The organism is Desulfovibrio sp. (genome assembly GCA_016208105.1).
Lineage (GTDB): Bacteria > Desulfobacterota > Desulfovibrionia > Desulfovibrionales > Desulfovibrionaceae > Fundidesulfovibrio.
Genome location: JACQYS010000022.1, coordinates 57,286 through 84,050 on the forward strand (window position 1 = coordinate 57,286; position 26,765 = coordinate 84,050).

Genomic DNA, 26,765 nt, shown 5'->3' on the forward strand with positions numbered 1-26,765 from the left:
GGATATTTCAAAAGGCTAAACGCCCCGACTCTTGCGTCCCTTCTGTCTCTTGTTTTTCCCTGCCAGTTTCATTTGCTGTCTGCGCGGGAGCTCCGGCTCCTCCCCGGCCAGCTTGAGATTCACTTCAAGCCTGTCCAAGTGGACGTCGGTGAGTTCCACCTGGACGTGCTGGCCCAGCCTGAACCGTCTTCCTGTCCTCTGTCCCAGGAGTTCCTGGCGTTCTGGGAAGAGGGCGTAGTAATCGTCCGTCAGGGTGGAGAGGCGAACCAGGCCTTCGGCCATGACATCGGTCAGCTCCACCCAGAAGCCGAAATCCGAAAGCGAAGCGATGACACCCGCGAAGACCTGCCCCACCTTGTCCTGCATGAACAAAACAGTGACGCGTTTGAGGATTTCACGTTCGGCTTCCATGGCCACCCGTTCGCGCTGGCTGATATGCTCGCAGATGGTCTGCATCTTTTTGGCGGTGACAGGCGGCTCCTTGCCGGCAAGCACGGCCTTGAGCCCCCGGTGGACCATGAGGTCGGCATACCTGCGGATGGGGGATGTGAAATGGCAATAGCATTCCGATGCCAGCCCGTAGTGCCCCAGGTTCTGGGTGCCGTATTTGGCCTGCATCATGGAGCGCAGCAGGAGGCGGCTGGTGAGAAACTCCATTTCGGTTCCGGCGGCCAGGGCCAGAATGGCCTGAATGCCCTTGGCAGTGGGTTTTGGCGGCAGGGAGAGACCCAACTCGGTGCGCCTTAACATGGAAAACAGGTTCTCCAATTTGTCTGGATCGGGCTCGGGGTGGACACGGTAGGCTGCGGGAACACCTTTTTCCGTCAGGAAACGGGCCACGGCCTCGTTTGAGGCGATCATGAACTCCTCGATGATCTGGTTGCCGAAGTGGCGCACCCGGGGCCGGATGTCCACGGTCTCGCCTTGCAGATTGAAGAGGATCTCAGGTTCGGGCAGATCGAAATCCAGGCTGCCCCGCTCTATGCGCCTGTCGCGTATGGCTCTGGCCAGCTTCTCGGCCGTTTCCAGCATGGGGAGCACATGGGCAATTGCTTCGCGCTCTTGAGAATCGCCCAGAAAGAGCGCCTTGTTCACCTGCGTGTAGGTCAGGCGGGCCTTGCTCTCGATCACGGCGGGATAAAACCGGCTCTCGCCAGGCACGCCCTGGGAAGAAAAATCGGTTTCCACCACCATGGCCAGGCGGGGCACTTTGGGGTTCAAACTGCACAGCCCGTTGGACAAGGCCTCTGGGAACATTGGTTCAACGGACTGGGGGAAATAGTAGGAGTTGCCCCGCTCAATGGCTTCGCGGTCAAGGGGCGACCCTTCGGGCACATAGTGCGACACGTCGGCTATGGCCACCCAGAGAGTGAATCCGCGTCCATTTTGCTTGACGAGAATGGCGTCGTCGAAGTCGCGGGCCTTGTCTCCGTCGATGGTGACGAAGCCCATGTCCCGCATGTCCTTTCGTCCGGTAAAATCCGCTTCTCCAGGCTCGGGAGGCAAGAGAGCCGCCTGGGCTAGGCATTGGGCAGGGAAAGGACCTGGCACGTTGTGGTTGAGCTTCACCAGACGTTCCTGGACGGCCACGTCGTTTTCGTTTCCGAGCGATTCTACCAACTCGCCGGCGTACAGCTGATGGTCGAGCCTGTCTCCGGCATTGAGCGTGAGCACGTCGCCCAGGGCTGGTGGCGTGACGGAGTCAGCTGTCTCAAGGAGCAAGGCATGCTTGAAACGCGGCTCGGTGGGCCGGCACAGGTAGAGCCCCTGCCTGATGCGCCGTTCCACCCGGCAGGGCAGGGTTTTGGCCTGCCTTTCGAGAACGCGCACCACACGGCCTTCGCAGTTGAGGCCGCGCTGTTTGGTGAGGGCTACGGCCACGCGGTCGCCGTGCCAGGCTTCCCCGAAGTCGCGCGGGTTCACGAAGATGTCCTTTCGCCTTTTGTCGTCGCAGAGCACGAAACCGACGCCTGAACGCTGGATTTCGAGCTTGCCGGTGTAGAGCTTCATGCTCTCGGCCAGGCCCCAGGCCCCCTGGAGCTTGATTATCTTGCCGGAATCCGCCAGCGTGCCCAGAATATTTAAAAGTTTTGCCTTGTGGAGCTTGGCCGCGCCGAGACCAGAGAGCACGTCCTTAAGAGACAGGGGCTTGCCTTTGTGCTTGAATAGCCTGAGCACGCTGGCGGCGTCGAAGGCGGCGTCGTTGCGGCGTTTTTTGTCGTGTTTGGCCACTAGGCTGTCTCCACGCGGTTTCGCCCGTTATTTTTCGCCCGGTACAGAGCGGCATCCACTCTATTGAAAAGAGAGTCCAAGCTTTCCCCTTTGCGGATTTCCGCGACTCCGAAACTGCATGTAAGCTGAGGCACCCCGGGCATCGGGCTTGCGGCGATGGTTTCGCGCAGCCGTTCGGAGAACTCCCTGGCGTCCTCCAGGGAAGTGAGCGGGGCGAGTATCATGAATTCTTCACCACCCCAGCGTCCGAGCATGTCCGTGTCCCGCGTGCTGTGGAGCACCACGTCGGCCAGGGCGGCCAGCACCTGGTCGCCCACGGCGTGCCCCAGGGTGTCGTTGATGGTTTTGAAATGGTCGATGTCGAACATGATGAGGCTCATGGGCACCTTGTATCGCTTGAACCTGGCGTGTTCAGCATGGATGTAGTCGGTCAGTTTGGAGCGGTTGGAGACTCCGGTGAGGCTGTCCGTGGTGGCCCGGTAGAGCAGTTGCACCCTCTCGCGCTCCAGGGCCGTAATGTCGGTGAAAGTCACGATGTCGCGGTCCAGTTCCGGGAAATACCTGGAGGTGACCCAGAAGAAGTTTTCCGCGGAGCATTCGGCCCCGGGGGTGGAAAAGCAGGCGGTGTGCTGCATTCCCGGCTGGTCCCGCAGCCTGGGAATCCACGAGAAGTCGCACAGATTGTGCCGGTTGCCGTCAACGTGTACTTCGCTGAGCGCACATGTCTTGCCGGTAAGCAAGCTTTCCAGGTCCTCAAAACCGAGAAATTGCATGAATGTGCTGTTGGCGTAATCGACCGTGCCCGAAACAGCGGAGATAATGAAATGGGGATTGATGTCCAAAAGATAGGAGAAGAGCTGCGTGCGGGCTGCCTCCTGCTTGCGATGGAGCACGTGGCGTGCGTTCTTGAAAAGCACGGGTGTGAGGAGATCGATGTCGACAGGTTTTACGACATAGCCGTCTATGCCCACCTCGATGGCTTTTTGCAGGATGCTTTCCTCGTTATGGGCGGTCAGGGCGATGATGGGTGTGTCAGGTGTTTCGGCCTTTATTATGGCGGCCATGGAGAGGCCGTCCATCACGGGCATGTTGATGTCCGCGAGGATCATGTCCGGGTGGCTTTCCCGGAATATTTTTAGGCCTTCGGAACCGTCCGCAGCGGATAAGACCGCCTTCATGAGCGGGCTGAGCTGTTTTTGGAGCTGGAACTGGGTGACCGGGTCGTCCTCCACTATGAGCAGAGAGAGCCTGGAGAGGGGCTGTGCCGGTGGTGCGGCCTTCTGCGAGAGAGACATGGCTGTCGTCCTTGTGGCACCAGCTGGGTACGGCTTGAGCCCGTGCCGAGGTTTGTTCCCGGTGCGTAGGTCCGCGGCTTCCGGTCCGCAGACGAGTCTACCCTCAATGTGCGCCGTTGTCCCGTTCTTCGGGAGTGGCCGACAGGGAAGTTTCGTCTTTTCCTAAGTGCCACATCTTGTGTATGGGTCAAGGAAAATGAGGACCCCGCAAAGCGGGTGAAGGGGCAGGGTATGGCTTTGCAGAACTGTGACGTCATCGGCGAGATTCGTTACGGGAGTGATCTTTCCTTCGAGGATGTGGGAGATGTTGAGGCCACCCTCCGGGAGCGGGTCGAAGAGCTTCTTTCCGGCTTGGGCCCCCTTTATGTCGACTTCAGATCCTCGGGGGACGATCTCGGGTTCTTGAGCACCCTGCGTGAGTTTGATGCCGAAGAACTCCGAGGCATGTGCCAGGAGCTCATCTTGGTTATGGACCCCGGAGCCACGGGAAGGCTTGTGGCCGTTTCCGGAGGGTTCGGACCGGTCCATTTGTGGTCCTTTTCAGCTCGCGGCCTGGACGAGACCTGCCTGAGTGCCGATGGATAAGCCAGGAACAAGCAAGCTCACGGTGGAGCACGCTCCCGTGACAATGGAGCGCCTGCCCTTCAGGCGGATCATCCAGGAGCGGGGCGAGTTGGCCTTGATTGAAGACGGCGGAGTTTTCAACCACCTGGCCTGTTTTACCCTGAAACCAGGCCCCGGACTTTTTCGGGGCGGGCACGTGCATCAGGCCAAGGTGGAGCATTTCTACATACTTTCAGGCAAGGGAGTGCTCAGGTGGGTGGACGCGCAGACCGGTGGCAAGGGAAGTGTCATCCTTGCGCAGGGAGATAAAGTAACCATCCAGCCTGGGCTTGCCCATCGGTTCGAAGCCATCGAGCACCTTGTTGTCGTGGAATACTACGCAGGCGTCCACGATCCCGCCGACGACATCCCCGATCTGTCTTTCGAATAGAATCCACGCTGGGCGTTTTCAATTATTTAGGGTAGCGTAGAAACCGTTCCCCGATTCAACGCTGTTGAGAGGCGATTCGCTTGTTCCGGGAGGCATATGCCGGGCGAGGAGTGCGTGTTGTCCTTGTTGGTCAGCAGTTCATTTTGTGAATGAAATGACCGTTGAGCAAGCAAATGGGACGCTTCTTCGGCCGAGTGCGCGTGACAAACTGGCGTCATTCGTTATAGAAAGATATTCTTTATCGGCCATACCTATAGGTTAGAGGTGTTCTATGGGAATTCGGAAGAAGATGTTTTTACCTTTCGTGGCTGCGATCATCGTACTGGGCGGTGTTTGCCTGTGGGTGCTGGACAGATCGCTCGATGACCTTGAGGAAAAGTTCGTCGGAAAGATCATGGCCGGCAAGGCGGGGGAAGTGGAGAGCGCAATTGAAAACGTCTCCAGGATGACCCTTGAGCAGGCGGTTCTGTTCTCTCAGGTTCCGGCCGTGGTCGAGTCCTTTGAGGACGCGCTGTCCGGCAACATAAACGACGAGAATGATCCGGCGGCTCAACGGGCCAGGGAGCGCATCCGCAGGGAACTCGACGGGGCTCTCAAGGGATTCTCCGACAATATGGGCGGGCGGAAATTCCAGCTTCACTACCATCTCCCCAGCATCCGGAGCCTGGTCCGTCTCTGGCGCGACAAGCAGGTCACCCGCAACGGACAGAAGATGGACATCTCAGACGATCTTTCCTCGTTTCGCCCAACGGTTATCGACGTAATCCGCACCGGCAAATCCATAATGGGCATTGAACTGGGCGAAGGCGGTTTTGCCATCCGTGGCATCGCACCAGTGAAGAACTCGCAGGGGAAGCAGCTGGGCAGCGTGGAAGTGCTCTCGGACTTTGCGCCTGTTCTTAAGGGCGCTTCCAACAGCGGGCAACAGCTCCTTCTCTATATGAACGCCGAGTTTCTCAATATAACCGCTGCGTTGAAGGATTCTTCGAAATTTCCCCTGCTGGACGGAAAGTTCGTTCAGGTGACCGGCGCCAAGGACAAGAGTGTGGAAAAGCTGGTCACATCGCAGTTGCTCGCCAGCGGCCAGAAGAGTCTGGTTATAGCCCGGCACGGCGACCTGGCTCTCGGGGCATTTCCCATCAAGGACTACAAGGGAACTCAGACCGGAGTCATGGTGGCGGTGATAGACACGTCCGCGGAAGGTGCGCTCATAGACACCGCCAAGTACATCCTGGCCGGCCTTTTGGCCATGCTGCTCGTGTTCCCGACCATTATCGCCAGTGTTGCCTTCGTCAGGTATGTGAGCAAGCCAGTGGACCTCATCATACAGAAGATCAAGGACATCACCGAGGACAAGGCGGACCTCACAGCCAAGCTTCCGGAAGATTCCCGGGACGAGATGGCCAGCCTGGCCAAATGGTTCAACCAGCTCATGCTCAAGCTTTCCCGCCTGATCTCCTTGAACCGGGCCGTTCTGGATTCCGTTCCCGATCCGCTTTTCGTGGTTGGGGAAGACATGCGTCTGGTACTGGCCAACAAAGCCACCGCCGAGTATGCGGGAAAGCCTCAGAACCAGATACTTGGAATGCAGTGCGCCGACATTTTCCAGACCGGAGCGTGCTCCACCGGGCAGTGCCCCATCCAGTTGACCAAAACCGGGGGGATTGTTTCCGAGGACACCCGCATCCTGTGCCACAAGGACGGGAAACGGCTGGTGATCAAGCCTTTCGTCAAGGCCATTACCGATTTGGAAGGCAATTCTCTGGGATATCTGGAACTCGCCCAGAACATCACCGCCGTGGTCGACCGGGAGGACGCTCTCGAGCGGCACCTCGATCAGTTAAAGGACGTGAACGCCGAGATTTCCGCGGTGGCGGAAGAGATAACCGGTTCGTTGACCACCATCTCCTCCCAGGTGGAGGAGGTCGCTGACGGAGCGGGGCTCCAGCAGCGCAGGGTGGAGGAGACGATGGCCTCCATGAATCAGATGACGGCGGCTTCCCACGATGTGGCCAAGAGCGCCCAGGTGGCGTCCACTCAGGCCGAGGAAGCAAGGGCCACCGCCCAGGAAGGCGAGAGCGTGGTGCGCCAGGCCACAGAGGTCATAAACGCTGTAAGAACCCAGACGGATCTTCTCAAGGCGAACATGTCCAGCCTGGGGCAGCGCGCCCAGGACATCGGGCGGATTCTGACCGTGATCTCCGATATCGCCGACCAGACCAACCTCCTGGCCTTGAACGCGGCCATCGAGGCGGCCAGGGCCGGTGAAGCCGGGCGCGGGTTTGCCGTGGTGGCCGACGAGGTGCGAAAACTTGCGGAAAAGACCATGCAGGCCACGGGCGAGGTAACCCAGGTTATTTCAGCCATTCAGGAGGAGACGCAGAAGAACGTTGGCGTCACGGAGCAGGCCTCCAAGACCGTGGACGAGGCCACAAAGCTCTCGGGGCGTTCCGGCGAAACTCTGGACCGCATCGTGGAGCTTGTGAGCAACACGGCCGGCCAGGTACACGCCATCGCCACCGCGGCCGAGGAGCAGTCTTCCGTGAGCGAACACATCAGCAAGGCCCTGGACGACGTGAACGCGGTCTCGCGAAGCACGGCCAGGGGCATGGACGAGTCGGCCAGCTCCATCGCCGCGTTAAGCGGGCTGGCGGACAGGCTGAAGGCTGTGTCCAACAACGCCCAGTAACAGTCAGTAGGCAAACGCAAAGGCCCGCTGGAACCTGTTTGGTTCCGGCGGGCCTTATTGGTTCGGGTGATAGCGAACAGCTATTTGGGTAAGGCGGCTTGGTCGCAACCTCCCCCGCAGCCTTCGAATTTCAGTTCCTCGATCAGGCTGTTCAACACATGCGCCTGTTCGGCCAATTCGCCAACCGCCTGGGCGGACTGGCGCATGGCGTCGGAAACATCCGAGGAGATGCGGTTGATGTCCTCGATGCTTTTGTTGATCTCCTCGCTGGCGGCGGACTGTTCCTCGGCGGCAGTGGCTATGGAGCGCACCTGGTCCGAGGCGAGTTCCACAAGCCCCACGATCTCCTTCAAGGCTTCTCCGGACATGTTGGCCAGGGATGTGGCTTCCTCGATCAGGCGGCCGGCGTTCTCCACGTTGCCAACATTTTTCTTGGTCCCTTGCTGGATGCCGGAAATGGCGTCTCCGACTTCCTTGGTGGCGGACATGGTCTTCTCCGCAAGTTTGCGCACCTCGTCGGCCACCACGGCGAACCCGCGCCCGGCTTCGCCTGCCCTGGCCGCCTCGATGGCCGCGTTCAGGGCCAGGAGGTTGGTCTGATCGGCAATATCGTTGATCACGGTCATGATCTGGCTGATTCCTTCGGCCTGCTTGCCCAGGATGTTCATATCGGTCTTTAGTTCCTGGGCCTGGGTCATCACGTTGCCGATTCCGGCCACCACCTTCCCGACCACTACTGCTCCGTCTTCGGCCTTGTGTTTGGCCTGCATGGTGGTTTCAGATGCCTGGCCGGCATTGCGCGCAACCTCCAGGACCGTGGCGTTCATCTCCTCCATGGCTGTGGCAGTTTCGTCGGTTCGCCTGGCCTGTTCCTCCGAACCGCGGCTCGACTCTTCCACCTGGGCGGACAATTGCTCGGAGGCCGAAGAAACGATGGCCACAACCCCTTCCAGCTTGCCCGCAGCGGCCAGCATGCCCTCCTGCTTGGCCGTCTCCGCCATGGCCCTGGCTTCGTCCGCCTGAGCCATGGCCTGGCGGGCCAGTTCGGTCTGCTCCTCGGCTTCCTTGGTCTTGCGGTTGGAGGTTTCGATCATCTCCTTGAGTTTGCCCACCATGATCTTGAGCGAATTCGAGAGGTTGCCCAATTCGTCCTGGCGGGTGATCGCAAGTTCCCTGTTAAGATCTCCTTCGGCCACGGCTCCGGCGAAGTCGACGTTGGCAGCCAGGTCTTTGATCACCTGATGCAGAATCAAATAAATTATCAGGCTGATCAGGATTATTCCCGCACCACCGAAAATCAATGTGGTGTTGCGCACGGAAGCCGAGGCGTGGGCGATGTCCTCGCCGTTCACGGTAACGGCCACGGTCCAGCCGGTGGTCTTTTCCTTGGTGAAGATGGCAGTCTTCTGGATTCCCTGTGAGTCGTAGGTGATCACTCCCTTGCCCTGGGACAGCATCTTCTTGCCCCAGTCCTGCTCGGAGATGTTCTGCTTGAGGATACGCTCCTTGTCCGGGTGGCTGAAGATCAGGCCGGATTTGTCGACCATGTAGGCGTATCCGGTCTGCCCCACCTTGACCGGTGCGATCATGTCGTCCGTGAACCCGGCCAGATCCACCCTGGCGTAAAGAACGCCTACCACTTTATCTCCAGACTTGACCGGCGCGGCCACTATGAAGGCGGGCTTCCCGGTTACCCTGCTTAAAAGGGGCTCGGAGATGCTTTGCTCACCCTTCATGGCACGCTTGAAATACTCCCTGTCTGAGAAATTTCCGGAAGCCTGGGGATCGGTGCTGAGGATGGTGTCGCCCTTGGCATTCAGGATGTTGGCGGCCTGAATGGACGAGTCGAATCCCTTCAGCTCTCCAAGGGACTTGATTGCCGCCTGTTTGACCTCCTCCGAGGGATCCGGAGAGGCGAACATGGCCCCGATCCGGACAGTCCGGCTCTGGATGAGCGTTATGGCCAGGAGGTCCTCAGCATATATGGACATCCCCTTGCTCACGGAGTTGACGATATTCTGCGAGGAGTTCACCAGCTCGTTCCAGATCTCTTCCGAGGCCTTGCGGTAGGAGAAATAGCTCGAAAGCCCCATGGTGAGGATGACCGTAACCAGCGTTGGCACAAGGAGTTTGGTCTGTAAGCCCACTTTCATTTTTACGACCTCCAAAAGGTGTTGATCCTAGATGGTGGGGAGTGAGCACCCACAAATACGATCATCTCGGGTTGGAACGTGCTGGTGAAATACTCAGGTTCCAAGGACGTCCATCATTCCTGTAAACTGCCAACGTACGGCGAGTGCGGATACAGCGTGCACCATGGGGTTGGCGCCATCAGGAAGGCACTGAGCAAGATGCTTTCGTACCCATAATAAGTTGTTAACATATATTTATGAATGAAGGGAAGAGTCCGCAAGGAAGGGAAACAGGAAAAAGCTCGTGAAGAGGCTGCGGGAGGCTTTTGGTTTGTGGGAAAAGCGGAGGCGAAAGTGCTCCCCGCCGGTCCCGGCTTATTGAGTGCCGGCGGGGAGCTTGGCGGTTGTGTTTCTGAAATCTAGCCGGGGAGCGAGAGCTGTCTGCCTCCTCTGTCCTGCCCGTCGGATTTCAGCTCTTCGATAAGACTGTTCAGCACCTGGGCCTGTTCGGCCATTTCCCCAACCGCGTGGGCCGACTGGCGCATGGCTTCCGAGACTTCCGAGGATATGCGGTTGATGTCCTCGATACTTTTGTTGATCTCTTCGCTTGCGGCGGATTGCTCTTCGGCTGCCGTGGCGATGGAGCGCACCTGGTCCGAGGCCATGTCCACAAGGCCGACGATCTCCTTCAATGCCTCCCCGGATTTGTTGGCCAGGGAGGTCGCTTCCTCGATCAGCCGGCCGATGTTCTCCACGTTGCCAACGTTTTTCTTGGTCCCCTGCTGGATTCCGGAAATGGCGTCTCCGACTTCCCTGGTGGCGGACATGGTCTTTTCCGCGAGCTTTCGCACTTCGTCGGCCACCACAGCGAACCCCCGTCCCGCTTCTCCGGCCCTGGCCGCCTCGATGGCCGCGTTCAGGGCCAGAAGGTTGGTCTGGTCGGCAATATCGTTGATCACGGTCATGATCTGGCTGATGCCTTCGGCCTGTTTGCCCAGGGTGTTCATATCCGTCTTTAATTCCTGGGCCTGGGTCATCACGTGGTCTATTCCTTCCACCACCTGCCCGACCACGCTGGCTCCGCCCTCGGCCTTTTGCTTGGCCTGCATGGATGTTTCCGCGGCCTGACCCGCGTTTCGCGCCACCTCCAGGACAGTGGCGTTCATCTCCTCCATGGCCGTGGCTGTTTCACCAGTCCGCTTGGCCTGCTCTTCGGCGCCACGGCTGGATTCATCCACCTGGGCGGCGAGTTCCTCGGAAGCAGTGGATACAATGGCCACGACTCCTTCCAGCTTGTCCGCGGCGGCCAGCATGCCTTCCTGTTTGGCCGTCTCGGCCTTGGCCCTGGCCTCGTCCGCCTGAGCCATGGCCTGGCGGGCCAGCTCGGTCTGGTGTTCTGCTTCCTTGGTTTTGTGGTTGGAGGTCTCGATCATTTCCTTGAGCTTGCCAACCATGATCTTGAGCGAGTCCGAAAGCTTGCCCAGTTCGTCATGGCGGTCGACCGTGAGATTGCGGTCCAGGTCGCCTTCGGCCACGGCTCCCGCGAAAGCGACGTTGGCGGCCAGATCCTTGATCACCTGGCGAACGATAAAGAGGATAATAAGGCTGACCAGAAGAATGCCCGCCCCACCGAAGATCAGGGTGGTGTTGCGTACGGAAGACGACGCCCGGGCGATGTCTTCGCTGTTCACGGTGACTGCGACAGTCCAACCCGTGGTCCTTTCCTTTGTGAATATTGCGGTTTTCAATACCCCTTGAGAATCGTAGGTGATTGCTCCCTTGTCCATGGAAAGCATCTTCTTGCCCCAGTCCTGCTCGGAGATATTCTGTTTGAGAATCCGTTCATTGTCCGGATGGCTGAAGATAATGCCCGCCTTGTTCACCATGTAGGCGTATCCGGTCTGGCCGACCCTGACCGGAAGGATCATGTCTTCCGTGAATTTAGCCAGGTCCACCCTGACATAGAGAACTCCAACTACTTTATCACCTGATTTCACCGGTGTGGCCACAATGAACACGGGCTTTCCGGTGGTCCGGCTCATGAGGGGTTCGGAGATGCTGGCTTCCCCGTTCATGGCGCGTTTGAAATAGTCCCTGTCGCTAACGTTGCTGCCGAACTGGGTGTCGGTACTGAGGATCGTGTCTCCCTTGGAATTGAGCAAGACCGCACCGCCGACAGAAGAGTCAAATGCCTTTAATTCGGCGAGGGACTTGGAGGCTGCCTGCTTGACCTCTTCCGAAGGATCAGGGGTAGAATACATGGCCCCGACCCTGACGGTCCGGCTCTGGGTAAGGGTGATGGCTTTGATATCCTCGACATAGATGCTCATCCCCTTGCTCACGGAGTTGGCTATGTTCTGCGAGGAATTCACCAGCTCGTTCCAGATTTCCTCCGAGGCCTTGCGGTAGGAGAAGTAGCTTGAAAGCCCCATGCTGAGGATGACGGCGGCCAGGGTTGGCGCGAGGAGTTTGGATTGCAAGCCCAGCTTCATGTTACAGCCTCCAGAGGTTTAATTCATCCCGGCGGGGAGTGGACACCATTTTCGCGATCCTATCAGCGAAGGACTGAGCCAGTACGAACAACAAAATATGAATATTCATCCGTACGCGAAGGCCATCGTTTGGCTTGGCAGAGCATGAATCCGCCAAGTGGCCGGCATCATCCGGCAAGCAATTAACAGCGCTATAAGTCTTTGAAGTAAGTCATTAGCATATTTCAAAGAGAAGAGGGAACCTTTTGTAAGGGAGGGAAACAAGAAAATATTCCTGCTTAAATACAGCTGATACGGGCGAATACATTGGACGATTCCCGATGTGCAGTGTCCGGAAGGTTGCAAGCGTGCAATGATTCCAACCAATCTTGTGAGCCACGAAAGGGAGTATTTAGTATGGATAATTGGTTGCAGATTCCGCATGGTGAATGCACCGATGCTTTCCTCTTGACCTGTGCGCCATTGCGGGGCACTCCCAGTGCGGAACGGATTGCCCAAGAGGAATTACATGCACGCACGCCTGACTACACTTTCCGCGAAGATTCTCCTGCTGGCCCTAGTTCTTTTTGCCGGGGCCTGCGCCAGACAGCCAGCAACGGAATTCGGCACCACTTTCGAGCCGAAGCCAAAGTGGTCCACCAAGAAGCCTCTGGACGATCTGCGTGAGCTTCCCCAGGACACGATGGCCTACCTTGATAAGAGCAAGGCCGAAGTGCCCATGCTGACCCCGGAAGCGGCCAAGATGCGCTCGGAGATCTATATCGAGCGTCTCTTCGGGCCTTGGCGGGGCGGCAATCCCGCCTACGCGCGAAAGGTGGCCAGCAAAATGCTCGCCTCCTACACCAAAAAGCCCGGCTACGATGAAAACGGCATGGCCCATTTGCGGCCCTGGACCGACCGCATCAACTGGAATGCCAACATGCGCGGCTTCTCCTCGGCGCGCAGGCCGGCAATCGCCGTGAGCAACACCAACCTGCGGGCCATGCCCACCATGGACCCGCGTTATGGAACTCCGGGGCGTCCGGGACAGGGCTATCCCTTCGACATGCTCCAGATGTCCGCCCTGTGGGTGGGCACGCCCGTGCTCGTGGACCACATAAGCCGCGACGGGGCGTGGGCCCTGGTGGAAACGGCCATCGCCCCGGGCTGGGTCCGCACGGAAGATTTGGCCTACGTGGACGAGCCGTTCATGTCCCAGTACCTTTCCAAGGCCTTTGCCGGATTCATCGCCGAGGAAGTTCCTCTGCTGCCGGGAGTGCGCAAGGAGGTGCGGGCCGGAGTGGGCGCGGTGCTGCCGGTTGAGGATACAGATGGCGTGCGGCTTAGGGTATTGGTTCCCGCTCCCGGACCGGGAGGGCGCGCGGAAACCCGGCCGGTCTGGGTCACCCAGGGTCAGGCAGCTCTCATGCCCATGCCCGCCACCCCGGCCAACATCGCGCGGGCGGCCAACCAGATGATGGGCCAAGCGTATGGATGGGGCGGCCTCGACGGCAAGCGGGACTGCTCCGCGGCCACCAGGGACGTGCTGGCTCCTTTCGGCCTGTGGCTGCCGAGGAATTCCTCTTACCAGGCGAAGGCCGGTTCCTACATCTCTTTGGAGGGAATGTCCGGAGAGGACAAGGAACAGGCCATACTCAAATACGGTGTCCCGTACTCAACGCTTCTCTGGATGCCGGGGCACATCCTTTTGTATATCGGCCAGTACAAAGGGCACCCGGTGGCTTTCCACAACATGTGGGGCATGCGCACTCTGGAGCCGAACGGCACCGACGGCCGCAAGGTTGTCGGAAAGGCCGTGGTCACCACGCTCAGGCTGGGAGAGATCTACCCCGAAGTGGGTCCGGGGCGGATCATGCTCAACCGGATAAAGGGGCTGACCTTGGTCGCCCCGGCTGACGGCAAGGACATGCCGGAGCCGGAGGCCGAAGCGCCTGATGATTCCCAGTAGGCCAATACTGTAAATCCACAGGGCCGCGAACTACAGTTCGCGGCCTTTTTTTGTGGCACTTGGGGAGAAAGGAGAACGCAACGGCTTAAAGAGGGCCGGACTTCGCTCTTAGATGAACCGTTCGAGTTCTAGCCCGTGCTCGCGGGGAGCCAGGTATGCTTCGATGTCCAGGCCGCCCTCGGAGGCCTTGGGAAGAGTGGCGAGATCCACAAAAACCGGGAGCTGCGGAACGAGCTTCTTGGTGAAGCAGACCTTCACCAAGGGCCTGGAAGGGCTCTGCGTGCGTGACTCCACCACCACGCCGCAGGTCTGGTCCGTCAGGCGAACAAGCGAGCCGGGAGGGTAGACCCCGAAGCATGTGACGAACTGTTCCAGAAGGCCGGGATGAAAGCTCTCGTTGCGCCAGGCGAACATGGCCTTGAGCGATTCATGGGGCGTGGAAGCCTTCTTGTAGGAGCGGTCGCTGGTGAGGGCGTCGAAGATGTCGACGATGGTCAGTATGCGGGAAAAGGGGTCTTTTTCATCGGCCTTGAGCTGTTTGGGGTAGCCTTTTCCGTCATATCGCTCGTGATGATGGAGAATCCCAAGGAGAATATCCTCCGTGACTCCTTCCTGGGCCTTCAAGAGTTCGTATCCCAGCCTGCTGTGGTGTTTCATCACCTCGAACTCTCTTTCCGAGAGCCTGCCCGGCTTGTTGAGTATCTCCAGCGGGATCTTGAATTTGCCCACGTCGTGGTAGAGACCCGCAAAGGCCAGCCTGCGCTGTTCCTCGCGCTCAAGACCCAGGTGCCGGCCGAAAATGATGCTCAACAAGGAAACGTTCAGGCTGTGGCGCAGGGTATAGTCGTCGTAGCGGTGCAGCTTGGCCAAAAGCGTCATGTGGGCCGGGCTGTCGTCCACTCCTCCCATAATGGTGTCCACGGCCTCGTAGGATTGCGCAAAATCCACGGTGAAGCCCTGGCGGACTTTTTCCATCACGTCCGTCACATGGCTCAAGCAATGGGCATAGAGCTTGCGGCTTGCATCGGGAACTTGGTGTGCGTGTTCCGGAGCCCCCCCGACAGTTTGGCTTTTGGCGGCTTTGGTTTTCGATTTGGCGAGATCGACGGTGACTTCCGCCACGCCCTGCTCGCGAAGCACATCAATCTGGGCCTGTGAATGAATGTAGTCCCGCAGGTTATGGAGCGGGTTTTGAAAAGATCCGTCGCCGTAGCGCTCCACGAACATGCCCACGGCGAGCTGGCTGAGAGGGATTTCCTTGAGCATTTTGTACGTATCCTTATCCGGACACGTACAAAATCTACCATGCATTCCGTTTGCGGGTAAAGGGATTAGGCGGCACTGCGCTTGTTTGGGAAACTGATATGCGCGCCGGCAGGTTCCTGCCGGGGCGGCCGGCTGGCGGGTTGATCCCTGTATACCACAGCTCTCAGACGCTCAGCTCGATCAGGGCGGAGACCATTGTGCGAGTTGTCTTGCCCTACGAAGCACGAATCGGACTCGTCAGCAGGCGCATTGATACAAATCCCAGGTTTTCATGAAGGCCAGATCGAATGAACGCTTTTCCATGGCAGCACGCGCGGCCCTGCTCATGCGCAGGCGCCGCGGTTCGTCACGCACCAGCTCTCCCATGGACTGGGCAAGGCTCTCCGGGCTTACGCTCTCCAACACCAGGCCGGTGTGGCCAGCTTCAATGTTCTCCCTGGGGCCGCCCTGGGCGGTGACGATAACGGGCAGCCCCGATGCCTGGGCCTCCAGCACGACGTTTCCGAAGGTGTCCGTTGTGCTGGGAAACACGAAGAGATCGCAGGAAGCGTAGAGGCTGGCCAGTTCCTCGCCCTGAATATAGCCGGTGAACACTGCCCCTCGCCCGGCAAGGGAACGTTTCATTTCCTTTGTGTAGGGCCCGTCTCCGGCAATGACCAAGTTCACGTTGGCATGTTGCTTACGCAACGAGAGATACGCGTCCGCAAGCAGGTGGAGGTTCTTCTCCCGGGAGATGCGGCCGACATAGAGCAGGGTTACGCCGGATTCCAAACCGTAGCGCTTGAGGGTTCCGTTTCTTTTGGCAGGCGTGAACCGCTCGATGTCCACGCCCCGGGTGAACAGGGTTATCTTCTCGGGCGCGATCCCCTTGGCGGCCAGTTCGTCGCCAGTGGCCTGGGAAGGCACGAACACCTTGTCCATCTGGTTGTAGTACCAGAGCATGTACTTCCACATCAGCTCTTCCATGGCGTCGTCGCCGGTGAGCACCTTGGCGTATTGCGGGAACGCGGTGTGGTAGGTTCCGTAGATGGGAAGCTTCAGAATGCGCGAGATGCCCAGGGCGGCAAGCCCTATGGGACCTGGGGTGGCGGAGTGCAGGTGCGTGAATCCCTGTTCGTACACGTACTCGAGCATTTCCAAAAAAGGCGGGTAGTGGAAGGTCTGGCCCGGGTATTCGGGCAGTTCACAGCTGCCTATGGGCGTGAAATGGCGCACACCGGGCATCTCTTCGCCGTTTGCGCAGGAACAGGTGACCACCTTGAGCTCCTTGCCGTGCTTGTGGGCCATGTTCACGTGCATTTTCAGAGTCAAGGCCACTCCGTTGACGTCGTGGAAAGTGTCGGTGAAGTGGCCCACCCTGATCTGGCTGTCTCCGCTTTCACCGCGCAGTTTGGAGCGGGTGTCACGGCAGAGTGCCCGGTCCTTGGTGAAGACGGTGTAGGCCACGAAGTAGGGGGCCAGGACGGTGTAGAGGGCGCCCGCCGCACCCAGTCCGTTGAAGATGTCGAACACGTTGGCGCCCGAGAGCTGGTTCATCAGCCTGTCTCCGAAACTGGCGAGGACCTTGTTGGATGCCCTGGTCACGAACCTGAACCAATCCTCCTCGAGCGGCTTGTTGGAAGACAAGCCGCTTTTGGCCAGGGAATAGAGCGCCTTGTCTTCATGGATCAGGTTTTCCGCTTCGTGGCGCAACAGTTCCGGCAGGGAATCCGAGCCGGGCTTGCGCGTTTTGCGCTTCATCCCGGACCACAGGGATTGCAGGGCGAAGATCATGCCGGATTTGCGGTGGGGATCGCCTGAGAGGAAGCGGTCCATGAAGGTGAGGAACACGTCCTTGTCCACGTAACGGTCCAGGCCGAACTTGGATTTATAGAACTGGTAGGCGATGGCGTAGAGGTTGTGGGCCATGGTTTTAGGTGATGCGGGGCGGCCGCAGGGCCTTGATGCACCGTGGTCGACACCGGCAAGGAAGTCCTTCAGGTCCGTTGCGCCGGGCACGTGGGTGTACATGCTGGCAATGTTGACGGAGCTGTGGTCGTCCGACCCCCCGGTGATGCTTTTTATCCAGGGAGTTTTCCCAAAGGGCTCGATGCCGTGGCGATCGGCCAGAGTTTCGATGACCTTGGGGGACAAGTGATCCAGGATGTCTTTGAGGATGTTGTTCTGGAAAGCGTCGCGTGTGCCGTTGAGCTCGAAATTCGAAAATAGAAGCAGCATTCTTTCGAAATGCCAGGGCGTGAGCTTGTCGTTCACCCCGAAAAGCGGATGGGCCAGGACGTGGGTGATTTTTTGTTCCCGCAGGTAGGGGACCAGGTGGTAGATGTTTTCCCGTATTTTTTGGATGTCGGTGTGGTGTGCCTCCGTGATGTTCAAGGCCAGCACGTGCGCTTTGCATCCGTCTTCCGGAAAATAGCTGGTGATCTCTTCGCTTACAAAAGCGCCCGGCAAATGGGCAATCTCAAGCGAGCCTGCGATGGTGTTGTGGTCCGTGATGGTGACCATGGACATGCCGCGCTGCTTGGCGATTTCGTAGAGGCGCTTGGGTTCGGTGAAGCTTTCCGGGCAGCCCAGCTTCTGGAGAAACCACTGGGAGGGCCGGGTGGAGTATTTTGAATGGACGTGAACGTCGATCTTCATGACGCGTCTCCTGGCTTGTTTGGAAAAAGAAAAATCGGCCGGTGAAGGCCGATTTGCTGGCTGCGGTGTGGCACGCGGCCCGGCAGGGCAAAGGCAAGGGGGCAGAAGTTCTGCCTCATCCCAAATACCGCGCTTTTGTGTTTGATTCGTCCATTACGTGGCAACCCCCGTTGTTTCGAGGGAAATACCAGCTGGAGGCGCGGATGGTGTTACGGCACGCTACAAATTGCGTGACGCATGAAGGCGGGGTTGTGACGAAGCCGTGGCGTTACTTCTTGAGGGCGGCCTGTTCGTTGGCGAAGAACACGTAATTGTTGGCAATGGGCCCGCTGCCCTGGCCCCCAGCTGCCGGCGGCTTGGAGGCAGTGAACATGGCTCCATAGCCGAAGCTCACAAAAAAACCGCCGGAGGGGGGATTGCCGTGCTTCAGGGTGAAATCGAACGGAAAACCAGCGGATGTGATTTTTTGGGTGGGGTAGTTTTTGGAACTGGTGGCCAGCACGTTCCCGTGTTCGTCGCATAGGTAGACGGCCAGGGAAAGGTTGTCCACGGAGTCGGCCCAAACGGGTATGTTTTCTTTAATCGGCCAGGCCGAACCCTTTACCTGGAAGGCCCCATCGTGGGGAGCTGTCTGGAAGTCGAAGTGCATGAACTTCGCGTAGAGCTTTTGACTGCCGCCGTCCTGCCAGGGCTTGATCTGCAAATGGGAGGCGGAGAGCTTGGCGCACCCGGAGAGAGCGACGGCGAACAGTGCCAGCAGAAGGATGCTCCCTGACCGGCGTGTCTTACTCAGGCTTCTTGTGAACATGCGTGGCCGATACTCCGAAAGACAGTGGAGTGGCAAGCCCGGCCAGGGATGGTTGTGGATGTGCAGCCCGGAGCTGAGGCCCATATCGCCGGTGCTGAATGAGCTGCACGCGGCGGATTGATCAGCAGGTCGAATGAAATGGCGGCCAGAGGCTTTCTCCAGCCGCCACCTATGAATGAAAAGAGAGTCTAGAACTTGTACTGCAGGCCCAAAACGGCCAGGAAGGCGTCGCCGCTGTTGGCCTGGTTCACGAAACGGCGCCCCCATACAGAACGCTCGAATTCGCCGTGCGACCACCCGAAATTGGCCATGAGGGCCAGATTGTCATAGATGGCGTAGGTGTTGTCCAGGTTCACGCCGATCACGTACTCGTTGACGGTCAGGTCGCGACCCATCTGGTAGAACCCGCCGACTCCCAGGATTTCGTTGGCGGTGCGCAGCGCGCGGCTGGAGTTGGTTCCGTGTGCGTAGGCGGCGGTGAGGCGATGGGTCAGATCCTTCATGAAACTGACCTTGTTGAGCGAGGCGGAGAAGCCCCAACTGCCCACGGCGTTGACTCCCATGGAGTTGGAGACAAAAGCCTGGTCGGAGTCAAACAGCATGGAAGTGCTGGTTCCCCAGGCGGGCACGAGCTGCGGCAGACGCTCGGAACCGTTGCGCAGTGAATCGTCCTCACCGGTTGACCACCAGAAGGCCACTTGCGGGGTAAGGGCGTCGAAGCCGGTGTACTCGGCGGCCAGGTCCACGAAAAGGCCTTTGCGGCGATTCTTGGCGCGATCAGCACCGTTGCCTTCGCCGTAGATGACGTCGGCGAAGAACTTCAGCGGATCGAGAGCGGTCACTTCGAAAGCGCCGCCAGCCCACCAGAACACGTTCTGGCCGTTGCGGCTGCTGGCGGGATCGAGAGCGAACTGTCCGGCCGAAAAGAGGTTGGTGGCCAGCGTGCTGTTGTAGGAACCTGCTCCGCCCACCTCGGTGCCCGCATAGTCCGCGGCGCGTCCGGCCACGGCCAGCATGGCCCAGGGGGTTGCGCTGAAACCTTCCACGGTTATGGGCAGGCTCAGGTAGTAGGCGTCGAACTCGTCCGGAACCTGCTGGGTGGTCGTGTCGAAGTCCTTGTTGGAATCGAGCAGCCGCAAGAAGGCCCCCTGAATGGCGAAACCGTCCTTCACCACGGGAATGTTGACAACCGCCGCGGCAACTTCAGTGTCCAGGATGATGGAGCTGCCGGCGAAGAAGGAGCTGTGCGCTACGGTGAAGGGCTGCTTGCCTATGGTGAATTCGACGTCAGTGCCCGGCCATTTGAATTGAAGGAAGGCCTGATAGACATCGATGGAAACGGCCGGGTTGTCCACGGTCATGGTGCCGTGGCCCCAGGCGGCGTCATTGACGCGGATGCCCAGGCGGAATTTGAGATCTTCATTGGCCATGAAGTCGGTGCGGAGACGGAAACGCTCCCAGATGGTAAACGAATCGGCGGTCTGGGTGCCGTCGCCGGTCCAGCCGGTGTAGTTCTGCTTGGGAAACCAGTTTGCGTGGATGCGGACATCGCCGGTCATTTTCACCTCTGTGGCGGCGTACGCAAAAGCTGCCGTCGAGAGGACACTGACAAGCAATGCCAGAACCAGAAGACGTTTCATATCAATTCCTCCTTTATGTGAACACACGGGGCGCAGGTACTGCCACCCGGATCGGAGAACTAAATGATATTGATTTTCAGTGTCAAACGAGGGCGAAGAAAAAAAGTACTGGATGAGAACACTATCGGTAACGCGAGGCCAACCTGATTGCTCTAGAATGAGGATGCTCAGCCAGAGACTTGCCTCAAGTGTCGGCTCGATGTTTCGAGAAAGGGAGTGCGTTTTCTTTCAGGACGGCTCGGCTTTGAAAAAAAACGGCCGGGGCGAACCCCGGCCGTATGCAATGCGGATGCTCGGACTATTAGAAGCGGTACTTCAGGCCGAGAGCGAACTTCCAGGCGTCGCCGTTCTGGGAGGCGTTCACCATGCGGCGGCCCCAGACGGACCTTTCGAAGTCACCGTGAGCCCAGCCGGTCTCGAGGATGAGGGCCAGGTTCTCGTAGATGTTGTACTGATGGTCAAAGTTGATGCCCATCGCGTACTCGTTGGTGGTCAGGTCGCGGCCCATCATGACGTAGGTGCCAGTGCCGGTCAGCAGGTTGGCGGTACGCAGGGCACGGGGGGAGTTGGTGCCGCGGGCGTAGGTGAAGGTCAGACGATGGGACAGATCCTGGATGAAGCTGATCTTGTCCAGGGCGAACACGAAGCCCCAGCTGCCGATGGAGTTGGTCGGCATCTGGCCGAAGTTCAGCTCCTGGTTGGTGTTGAACAGGAAGGAGTTGGAGGGGCCCCAGTAGTTGACGACGCCGGGCAGGCGCTCGGAGCCGTTGCGGGTGGAGCTGTCTTCACCGGTGGAGTACCAGAAGGTCAGCTGCGGGGTCACCTTGTCGAAGCCGGTGTACTCGGCGGCCACGTCGAAGAACAGACCGGCGCGCTTGTTCTTGCCGCGGTCGGAGCCATTGCCCTCGCCGTACACGATGTCGGCGTAGAACTTGAAGGGATCAAGCGCGGTGACGGCAAAGGAGGAACCAACCCACCAGAACACGTTCTGGCCGTTCTTGAAGCCGGTGGGAGCGGCGTAGGTGCCGGCGGAGAACAGGTTGGTGGCCAGGGTCTCGTTGGTGTTGGGGCCGCCGTTGCCGACCCAGGTTCCACCGTAGTTGGCGTTGCGGCCAGCCACGGCGATCATGCCCCAGGGGGTGGCGCTGAAGCCGTCCAGGGTGATGGGCAGGGTAATGAAGTAGCCGTCGAACTCGTCGGGCACCTGGGTGGTGGTGGGGTCGAAGTCCTTGTTGCTATCCAGGAAGCGGGCGAAGCCGGCCACGATCTTCAGCTGTTCCACCACGGGGATGGACACGATGGCCGCAGCGGCGCGGGTGCCGCCGAACACGGGGTTGGAGCCCAGCCACTCGGCGGAGAGGGGCAGGTCGAAGTTCTGAAGGCCAATGTGGAACTCAACCTGGGTGTTGGGCCACTTGAACTGCATGTAGGCCTGGTAGACCTGGATGGAGACGGCCGGGTTGTCAACGGTGAAGGTGCCGCCGCCCCAGGTGGTGTCGTTCACGCGGATGCCCAAACGGAACTTCAGGTTCTCGTTGGCGATGAAGTCGGTGCGCAGGCGGAAACGCTCCCAGATGGTAAGGGAGTCGTAGGTCTGGCTGCCGTTGTAGTTCCAGCCGGTGTAGTTGTACTTGGACCAGTAGTTCGCGTAGATGCGGGCGTCACCCGTCATCTTGATCTCGGTGGCTGCCGAAGCGGCAACCGCGCCGAAGGCCATGCTGACAAGCATGACCAATGCAAGAATGCGTTTCATGATGGGATTTCCTCCTCCTCAAGTTGTATAAAAACCACCTTAGCCGGTAGGCATGGTACAGGAAGGGAAGCCGCCACCCGCGGAAATCCGGAACCGGAACCGAGGGGCCTCCCCCCATGCCCTGGCTGTGCCGGGATTGGAATCGACGCTTGGCGCAGCGCCGGGAGCCGAAGCCCCACCCCGACCGAAACTTATAATCGTAACACAGCCAAAATGTGTGTAAAGTGAAACATTCTCCAAGGCAAGCCAAAATAAATTTACTTTTTTGTTATAAAGCGCGGGAAATGGAACGCAGAGTATTGTCTGAAAGTGTGTTATTGTAGCTGGATATCGACACGCAGTCTCTTTTTAAAAAAGAGTGGCGATTGGCTTGCCGCTTTTTCCAATCATTTCCACGCCATGTCTAGACAATAATTATTAATCAATTATTACAGAGTTTACTAAGGAGCTGCCGGATGCACGTCTTCTCCGAAACCGTCTTCGCAACGGTTTCGCAGGAGTGGCACTCCACTTTGGATAAAAAAACTGGATATAAAATTGAGGACAAAATCACTGCTGCTGAAACCGATAGTGGTCTACGGGTTCTTCACTGAGGGTCAGGCGGTATTTTGAATCCTTCCTGACGCTCCAAGGCCGGATCAGAATATGTTGGAGGAGCAGGGAAACAATTAATAACCGCACTCAATGAACCGGCTGCGTTGTGCGGAAAACTGACGGCCCAGTGTCCCGCTAGTGCGCCCCGCGATGGAGATCCTTCCTGCCAAGGCGAATGAAGCGCGGCTCATAGACCTGTTTCCCCGGCGAACAGTTCGGACAGCACTCATAGAGGAGCAGGCAGTCGGCACCAAGGCTTTCGGGGGGGATGCCCATCCACAGCAAATCCTCCCTGGGGTCTGATGTCTTGAGTACGGGAGCTTTGCAGCAACGGCATTCGGCATAGAGAAGCGATGGGTCGAATCGTCTGGTCATGGTCCACCTCCAGCTCCGGCGCGGGAGAACGACTTTTTCATCTCCTATTTTGTTTCACAGCATGTTGAACATGTAAAGAAGAAAGAATTGATTCCTGCAATCGCCCGGACTGGGGCGCATAAAAGAAAAGCCCCGGACGGGAGATCCCGCCGGGGCGCACGGCTGCGTCCGTTGTGCCAGGCTAGGCCGGGCAGACCAGCAAGTGTTTACGATGCCTTTTTCCTGCGCTCCCAGAGACGCATGTCCTGCATCTTGTTTCGGCGTGCCCGCTGCAATTCTTTGCATACCAGCGGGGTGTCCTTGGCGTAGCCCCATTTCGCGCGGTATTCGTCGGGGGTAAGGCCAAGCTTTGCCAGGTGGCGTTTGGTTATTACCTTCATGGACTTGCCGGTTTCCAGGCAAATGATGGTCTTCTCGCGGATGGCTTTCTTTGCGTCACCCGCCTTTGCGGCATTGCTTTCCGATGTTGGAGCCATGCTTGTTCCCTGCATGACGGCCTTGAGGCCCCGCACAAGGTTCTGAACCATGGTCACGATTTCAGGTGCAGTCATGACCCTTACTTTGGCTTGCGCCCTGACAATCTCCAGGGCTTCCTTCAGATAGTCGTCCATGCGCTCTCCTTAATTCCGGGTACTACATATCTGCCGAAGCAGGCGGAGGGGACAATAGCGAAATACTCTAATTTGTAAATTGTTTTGTTGAACCTAATGCAATCGATTCTGTATTAGGTTTGGAGTCGGAGAAGAAGTGCAGCCATTCAGGAACGGCCGAAACTATGATGGGGTGTGTGCGGTTTGACCGGAGAAAAGAGGGCCTTGCCCAATACGTATGCCCATGCTTTTGAGCTTGCTGAGCTGCATATGGCTGCTCACTCCGCGCGCGGCAGGAGTCATGAGAAGATTTGCTGCGAATGCAACGAAATCGAGGATGTCGCGCTGGGATTGCGGGTCTTCGTCCAGAGCTAAGGAGTCAAGGGGGTCAAGACGCAATACATCGGCAGGAAGCCGCTCGACGAACAGCGCAGGCAGGGATTCCAGGCTGACGATGTCGAGCCCGAGGCGAAAACCAAACCGCTTCAGGGTGAGAAACTGGTCCAAGGCTCGCAACCCGAGTTTCAGGCAGGAATCGTCCGGGAAAAAGAGACCCAGATTGGCTGGAGAAATTCCAATTTTATCACAAATTCCGGATATATCCGAAGGGAACTTGGGGTCGGCAAGTTCTTCTCCTCCTAAAGAAACACAAAGGAACGCTCCTGGGTGAAGAATGCCACGCCTGTTGTGAAGGACCTTTTTGATGGCCGCGAGCTTTTGCGTTTCGGATGAGAAGCTGTTCTCAAAAGCGAGTTCAACGGCCGCCAGGGTTCCGTTTTCAAGTTCGTAAAGAGGTCGCAACGGGAAGGTGCGGCCATCGTGCACGATATCTGTCGCCGGTGTATATTTGGTTAAGTCCATATCCAGTATATATCAATAAGCGTGCCCCCGGCTAAAAGTGTATTATGTCAGTGCGTTAGGTTTCGCATCCTCCATTTCTGTTCCTTGAAATCCTGTATATGGGGTCTAGGGGTCCTTCATGCGGGATTTAGTCCTGTATTCAGGACTGCTGCGGCGCTTCACCCCAAAGGACGAATACGCTAGGAAGAACGCATGAGGTTTTTTATTCAAACCCTCGGATGTAAAATCAACCAATACGAATCCCAATCCATACGAGAGGCATGGCAAGCCAGAGGGTGGCGGGAAACGGCCAGGCAGGCGGAGGCGGAGGTTGTGCTTGTGCATACCTGCGCCGTGACCGCGGGAGCCGTGGCCGACAGCCGCGGGGCGGTGCGCAGGGCGGGTCGGGAGGCGTCCGGGGCACGCGTTCTTGTGGCCGGATGCGCTTCACAAATCGATGCTTCCGCGTTCGCGGATCTTCCCGGAGTGGAAGCCGTTATTCTCCAGCCGCGCAAATCGGACCTCCTGTGCTGGCCGAAGTCCCCTGAGGGGACGAATGCCCAGGGGTGGCCGGGATTTTCGATATCGCGATTCAACAGGGCGCGCCCGATACTGAAGATTCAAGACGGCTGCTCCCACTGCTGCACCTACTGCATCGTTCCCCGCGCCAGGGGGCCAGCCCGTTCAAGGCCATTCAGGGATATCGCGGAGGAAGCTTCCAGGCTGCTTGAGGCCGGGTATCGCGAGTTGATTCTCTCTGGCATCAATCTCGGCCAGTTCCGCAATGATGTCGGAGATTTCTGGGACATGCTCGTCCGGTTGGAATCCGCTCTGGCGCCGACGTGGGAAGGGAAAGCCAGGCTCCGGCTTTCTTCGCTGGACCCGGGCATGCTGGGCCCCAAAGCTCTCGACGTGCTTTCTTGTGCGAAAATGGTTTGCCCGCATCTGCATCTTTCCATGCAGAGCGCGTCGCCGGAGGTGCTCGCGGCCATGGGGCGAAGCCATTACGATCCGGATGCGGTGCTGAAATTTCTGGGTTCGCTCAGGAATTCATGGCCCATCTTCGCCTTAGGGGCAGACCTCTTGACCGGCTTTCCGGGGGAGTCCGCGGAAGCGTTCGAGGCCACCCTGGATTTCTGTGAAGAAGCCCGGTTGAGTTACGCCCATGTATTCCCCTTCTCCCGCCGCCCTGGCACGCCCGCAGCAAAATATGAGAATCAGCTCCCAAAAGAGTTGAAGAAGGAGAGGGCAGCCAGGTTGCGCGCGCGCACGGATGATCTGGAACGGAGATTTCTTGAGGAGTGCTCCCGCCTTCCCGGGCTGGTCATGGCCGTTGAGCGGGAACACCCGGGAACCGGGGTGAGCGAGTATTATGTCGAATGCAGATTGGAAGGCCCGTCTCCAGTGCGACCGGGAGGGCTCATGGCGGTGCGGCCTGTGAAAACGGACAGGGATTCTCTCGTGGTCGTGCCTTCCGGAATGTGAATCCCGGCCCCGAGCCCTTTACGAATGGTGTATGAGGGGCTATTTAAATATGTTTACGAAACATTGAACCGCCACACTCACTTAGGTGAGTGCGGATTGCGAGACACCAATGCCCAAAAGCATGACCGGCTTCGGCCGTTCCATCACGGAAAACCCGTACGCCAGCGTTGTCTGGGAGGCCCGTTCGGTAAACAGCCGCTATCTGGATCTCAAATGGCGTCTGCCCCTTTTTTTGCGGGCCAGCGAGTCCGATCTTGAAAAAGTGGTCCGCCGCTATGTGGAACGCGGCCGTCTGGAGGTTATCTGCAACTTCCAGCCCCATAAGGTGGAGGCCCTGGACGTCGCCCTGAACAAGCCCATGGCCATGGCCATGCTGCGTTCAGTATCGGATCTGGCGCAAGAGATGGGGCACTCATTCGTGCCGGACTACACCCGCCTGCTGACCATCTCGCACCTGTGGCAGGAAGGAATGAAGGACGCTCCCGAAGAGTTGATGGAAGCGCTCACCTCTGGGCTGTCCCAGGCCCTTGAGGATTTGAGCGCTGCCAGATTGCGGGAAGGCGGCCTGCTGGCCGGGGATATACTGGGGCGGTTGACCAAACTCGTTGCCTGGCATGCGGACATAAAACTCCTGGCTCCCAAGGTGAAGGAAGAGAAATTCCAGTCGCTTAGGACCCGCCTGACGTCGGTTCTTGAAAAGCTCGGGGTAGACACCGCAGAGGACCGCATCCTCCAGGAAGTGGCGGTCATGAGCGACAAGCTCGACGTGACAGAAGAACTGACCCGGCTCGGCTGCCACTTGGACCAGATTCGCGAGCTTTTGGGGCAGGAAGGGGACGTGGGCAAGCGGCTCGATTTTCTACTTCAGGAAGCATTCAGGGAGATCAACACCTGCGGGAACAAGGCCCAGTCCATCGAGGTCAGCCGGATTGTGGTGGAGTTCAAGTCGGAATTGGAAAAATGCCGCGAACAGGTTCAGAACATCGAGTAGGGTG

At 58.4% G+C, this 26,765-nt stretch carries 18 protein-coding genes; 6 read left to right on the plus strand and 12 right to left on the minus strand.

The window, feature by feature from the left end:
* Positions 1 to 15 precede the first annotated feature (15 nt).
* Entirely contained in the window at positions 16 to 2,232 is a 2,217-nt protein-coding gene (gene rnr / locus HY795_12885; GenBank protein ID MBI4806123.1) for a ribonuclease R, read from the minus strand.
* On the minus strand, positions 2,232 to 3,527 hold the full coding sequence (locus HY795_12890; protein ID MBI4806124.1) for a diguanylate cyclase: 1,296 nt from the start codon (positions 3,525 to 3,527) through the stop codon (positions 2,232 to 2,234). The genes rnr and HY795_12890 overlap by 1 nt, the downstream gene beginning before the upstream one ends.
* Positions 3,528 to 3,758: 231 nt before the next feature.
* Here HY795_12890 and HY795_12895 point away from each other — a divergent pair, with 231 nt between their 5' ends.
* The 3 genes from HY795_12895 (at position 3,759) to HY795_12905 (ending at position 7,210) form a co-directional block, all read left to right on the plus strand.
* Positions 3,759 to 4,112 carry a hypothetical protein gene (locus tag HY795_12895; protein ID MBI4806125.1) on the plus strand — a complete coding sequence of 118 codons (354 nt, stop codon included), beginning with the start codon at positions 3,759 to 3,761 and terminating at the stop codon, positions 4,110 to 4,112.
* Complete coding sequence (locus tag HY795_12900) at positions 4,105 to 4,521, plus strand: cupin domain-containing protein (GenBank protein ID MBI4806126.1); 417 nt, start codon at positions 4,105 to 4,107, stop codon at positions 4,519 to 4,521. The genes HY795_12895 and HY795_12900 overlap by 8 nt, the downstream gene beginning before the upstream one ends.
* Positions 4,522 to 4,792: 271 nt before the next feature.
* Positions 4,793 to 7,210 (plus strand): PAS domain-containing protein, encoded by a 2,418-nt coding sequence (locus tag HY795_12905; GenBank protein MBI4806127.1) that lies wholly within the window; start codon positions 4,793 to 4,795, stop codon positions 7,208 to 7,210.
* A gap of 80 nt (positions 7,211 to 7,290) precedes the next feature.
* Here the strand turns inward: HY795_12905 and HY795_12910 are convergent, their stop codons facing one another.
* Together HY795_12910 and HY795_12915 are read right to left on the minus strand one after the other, a co-directional pair.
* Complete coding sequence (locus tag HY795_12910) at positions 7,291 to 9,363, minus strand: Cache 3/Cache 2 fusion domain-containing protein (protein MBI4806128.1); 2,073 nt, start codon at positions 9,361 to 9,363, stop codon at positions 7,291 to 7,293.
* Between the two features lie 398 nt (positions 9,364 to 9,761).
* Positions 9,762 to 11,834, minus strand: a complete 2,073-nt coding sequence (locus tag HY795_12915) for a HAMP domain-containing protein (GenBank protein ID MBI4806129.1) — start codon at positions 11,832 to 11,834, stop codon at positions 9,762 to 9,764.
* 508 nt (positions 11,835 to 12,342) lie between these two features.
* Here HY795_12915 and HY795_12920 point away from each other — a divergent pair.
* The gene (locus HY795_12920; protein ID MBI4806130.1) at positions 12,343 to 13,782 is read left to right on the plus strand and encodes an SH3 domain-containing protein; all 1,440 of its coding nucleotides are present in this window, start codon (positions 12,343 to 12,345) and stop codon (positions 13,780 to 13,782) included.
* Between the two features lie 108 nt (positions 13,783 to 13,890).
* Here the strand turns inward: HY795_12920 and HY795_12925 are convergent, their stop codons facing one another.
* The 8 genes from HY795_12925 to HY795_12960 all read right to left on the minus strand — a co-directional run bounded on the left by HY795_12925 (position 13,891) and on the right by HY795_12960 (position 24,306).
* On the minus strand, positions 13,891 to 15,048 hold the full coding sequence (locus HY795_12925; protein MBI4806131.1) for an HD-GYP domain-containing protein: 1,158 nt from the start codon (positions 15,046 to 15,048) through the stop codon (positions 13,891 to 13,893).
* Positions 15,049 to 15,285: 237 nt separating this feature from the next.
* Positions 15,286 to 17,685, minus strand: coding sequence for a glycosyltransferase (locus tag HY795_12930; protein ID MBI4806132.1), 2,400 nt, complete (start codon positions 17,683 to 17,685; stop codon positions 15,286 to 15,288).
* 268 nt (positions 17,686 to 17,953) lie between these two features.
* Positions 17,954 to 18,493: a hypothetical protein gene (locus tag HY795_12935; protein ID MBI4806133.1), complete on the minus strand. Its 540-nt coding sequence runs from the start codon at positions 18,491 to 18,493 to the stop codon at positions 17,954 to 17,956.
* Positions 18,494 to 18,681: 188 nt separating this feature from the next.
* Entirely contained in the window at positions 18,682 to 20,133 is a 1,452-nt protein-coding gene (locus HY795_12940; protein ID MBI4806134.1) for an outer membrane homotrimeric porin, read from the minus strand.
* Positions 20,134 to 20,434: 301 nt separating this feature from the next.
* Positions 20,435 to 21,886: an outer membrane homotrimeric porin gene (locus HY795_12945; protein MBI4806135.1), complete on the minus strand. Its 1,452-nt coding sequence runs from the start codon at positions 21,884 to 21,886 to the stop codon at positions 20,435 to 20,437.
* A 729-nt stretch (positions 21,887 to 22,615) separates the two neighbouring features.
* Positions 22,616 to 22,855 carry a hypothetical protein gene (locus HY795_12950; protein MBI4806136.1) on the minus strand — a complete coding sequence of 80 codons (240 nt, stop codon included), beginning with the start codon at positions 22,853 to 22,855 and terminating at the stop codon, positions 22,616 to 22,618.
* 206 nt (positions 22,856 to 23,061) lie between these two features.
* Entirely contained in the window at positions 23,062 to 23,466 is a 405-nt protein-coding gene (locus tag HY795_12955; GenBank protein ID MBI4806137.1) for a MucR family transcriptional regulator, read from the minus strand.
* Between the two features lie 162 nt (positions 23,467 to 23,628).
* Positions 23,629 to 24,306, minus strand: a complete 678-nt coding sequence (locus HY795_12960) for an EAL domain-containing protein (GenBank protein ID MBI4806138.1) — start codon at positions 24,304 to 24,306, stop codon at positions 23,629 to 23,631.
* A gap of 192 nt (positions 24,307 to 24,498) precedes the next feature.
* Here HY795_12960 and HY795_12965 point away from each other — a divergent pair, with 192 nt between their 5' ends.
* Together HY795_12965 and HY795_12970 are read left to right on the plus strand one after the other, a co-directional pair.
* On the plus strand, positions 24,499 to 25,770 hold the full coding sequence (locus tag HY795_12965; GenBank protein MBI4806139.1) for a MiaB/RimO family radical SAM methylthiotransferase: 1,272 nt from the start codon (positions 24,499 to 24,501) through the stop codon (positions 25,768 to 25,770).
* Between the two features lie 109 nt (positions 25,771 to 25,879).
* Positions 25,880 to 26,761, plus strand: coding sequence for a YicC family protein (locus HY795_12970; GenBank protein MBI4806140.1), 882 nt, complete (start codon positions 25,880 to 25,882; stop codon positions 26,759 to 26,761).
* The last annotated feature ends 4 nt before the right edge of the window (positions 26,762 to 26,765 follow it).

Bases quoted from the DNA above. Each gene is read 5' to 3' on its own strand.
- HY795_12900 (MBI4806126.1), top strand. From the start codon at position 4,105: ATGGATAAGCCAGGAACAAGCAAGCTCACGGTGGAGCACGCTCCCGTG.
- HY795_12890 (MBI4806124.1), bottom strand. From the start codon at position 3,527: ATGTCTCTCTCGCAGAAGGCCGCACCACCGGCACAGCCCCTCTCCAGG.
- HY795_12940 (MBI4806134.1), bottom strand. From the start codon at position 20,133: ATGAAACGTCTTCTGGTTCTGGCATTGCTTGTCAGTGTCCTCTCGACG.
- HY795_12905 (MBI4806127.1), top strand. From the start codon at position 4,793: ATGGGAATTCGGAAGAAGATGTTTTTACCTTTCGTGGCTGCGATCATC.
- HY795_12925 (MBI4806131.1), bottom strand. From the start codon at position 15,048: ATGCTCAAGGAAATCCCTCTCAGCCAGCTCGCCGTGGGCATGTTCGTG.
- HY795_12970 (MBI4806140.1), top strand. From the start codon at position 25,880: ATGCCCAAAAGCATGACCGGCTTCGGCCGTTCCATCACGGAAAACCCG.
- HY795_12920 (MBI4806130.1), top strand. From the start codon at position 12,343: ATGCACGCACGCCTGACTACACTTTCCGCGAAGATTCTCCTGCTGGCC.
- HY795_12955 (MBI4806137.1), bottom strand. From the start codon at position 23,466: ATGGACGACTATCTGAAGGAAGCCCTGGAGATTGTCAGGGCGCAAGCC.
- HY795_12950 (MBI4806136.1), bottom strand. From the start codon at position 22,855: ATGACCAGACGATTCGACCCATCGCTTCTCTATGCCGAATGCCGTTGC.
- HY795_12945 (MBI4806135.1), bottom strand. From the start codon at position 21,886: ATGAAACGCATTCTTGCATTGGTCATGCTTGTCAGCATGGCCTTCGGC.
- HY795_12930 (MBI4806132.1), bottom strand. From the start codon at position 17,685: ATGAAGATCGACGTTCACGTCCATTCAAAATACTCCACCCGGCCCTCC.
- HY795_12935 (MBI4806133.1), bottom strand. From the start codon at position 18,493: ATGTTCACAAGAAGCCTGAGTAAGACACGCCGGTCAGGGAGCATCCTT.
- HY795_12915 (MBI4806129.1), bottom strand. From the start codon at position 11,834: ATGAAGCTGGGCTTGCAATCCAAACTCCTCGCGCCAACCCTGGCCGCC.
- HY795_12965 (MBI4806139.1), top strand. From the start codon at position 24,499: ATGAGGTTTTTTATTCAAACCCTCGGATGTAAAATCAACCAATACGAA.
- HY795_12960 (MBI4806138.1), bottom strand. From the start codon at position 24,306: ATGGACTTAACCAAATATACACCGGCGACAGATATCGTGCACGATGGC.
- HY795_12895 (MBI4806125.1), top strand. From the start codon at position 3,759: ATGGCTTTGCAGAACTGTGACGTCATCGGCGAGATTCGTTACGGGAGT.
- HY795_12910 (MBI4806128.1), bottom strand. From the start codon at position 9,363: ATGAAAGTGGGCTTACAGACCAAACTCCTTGTGCCAACGCTGGTTACG.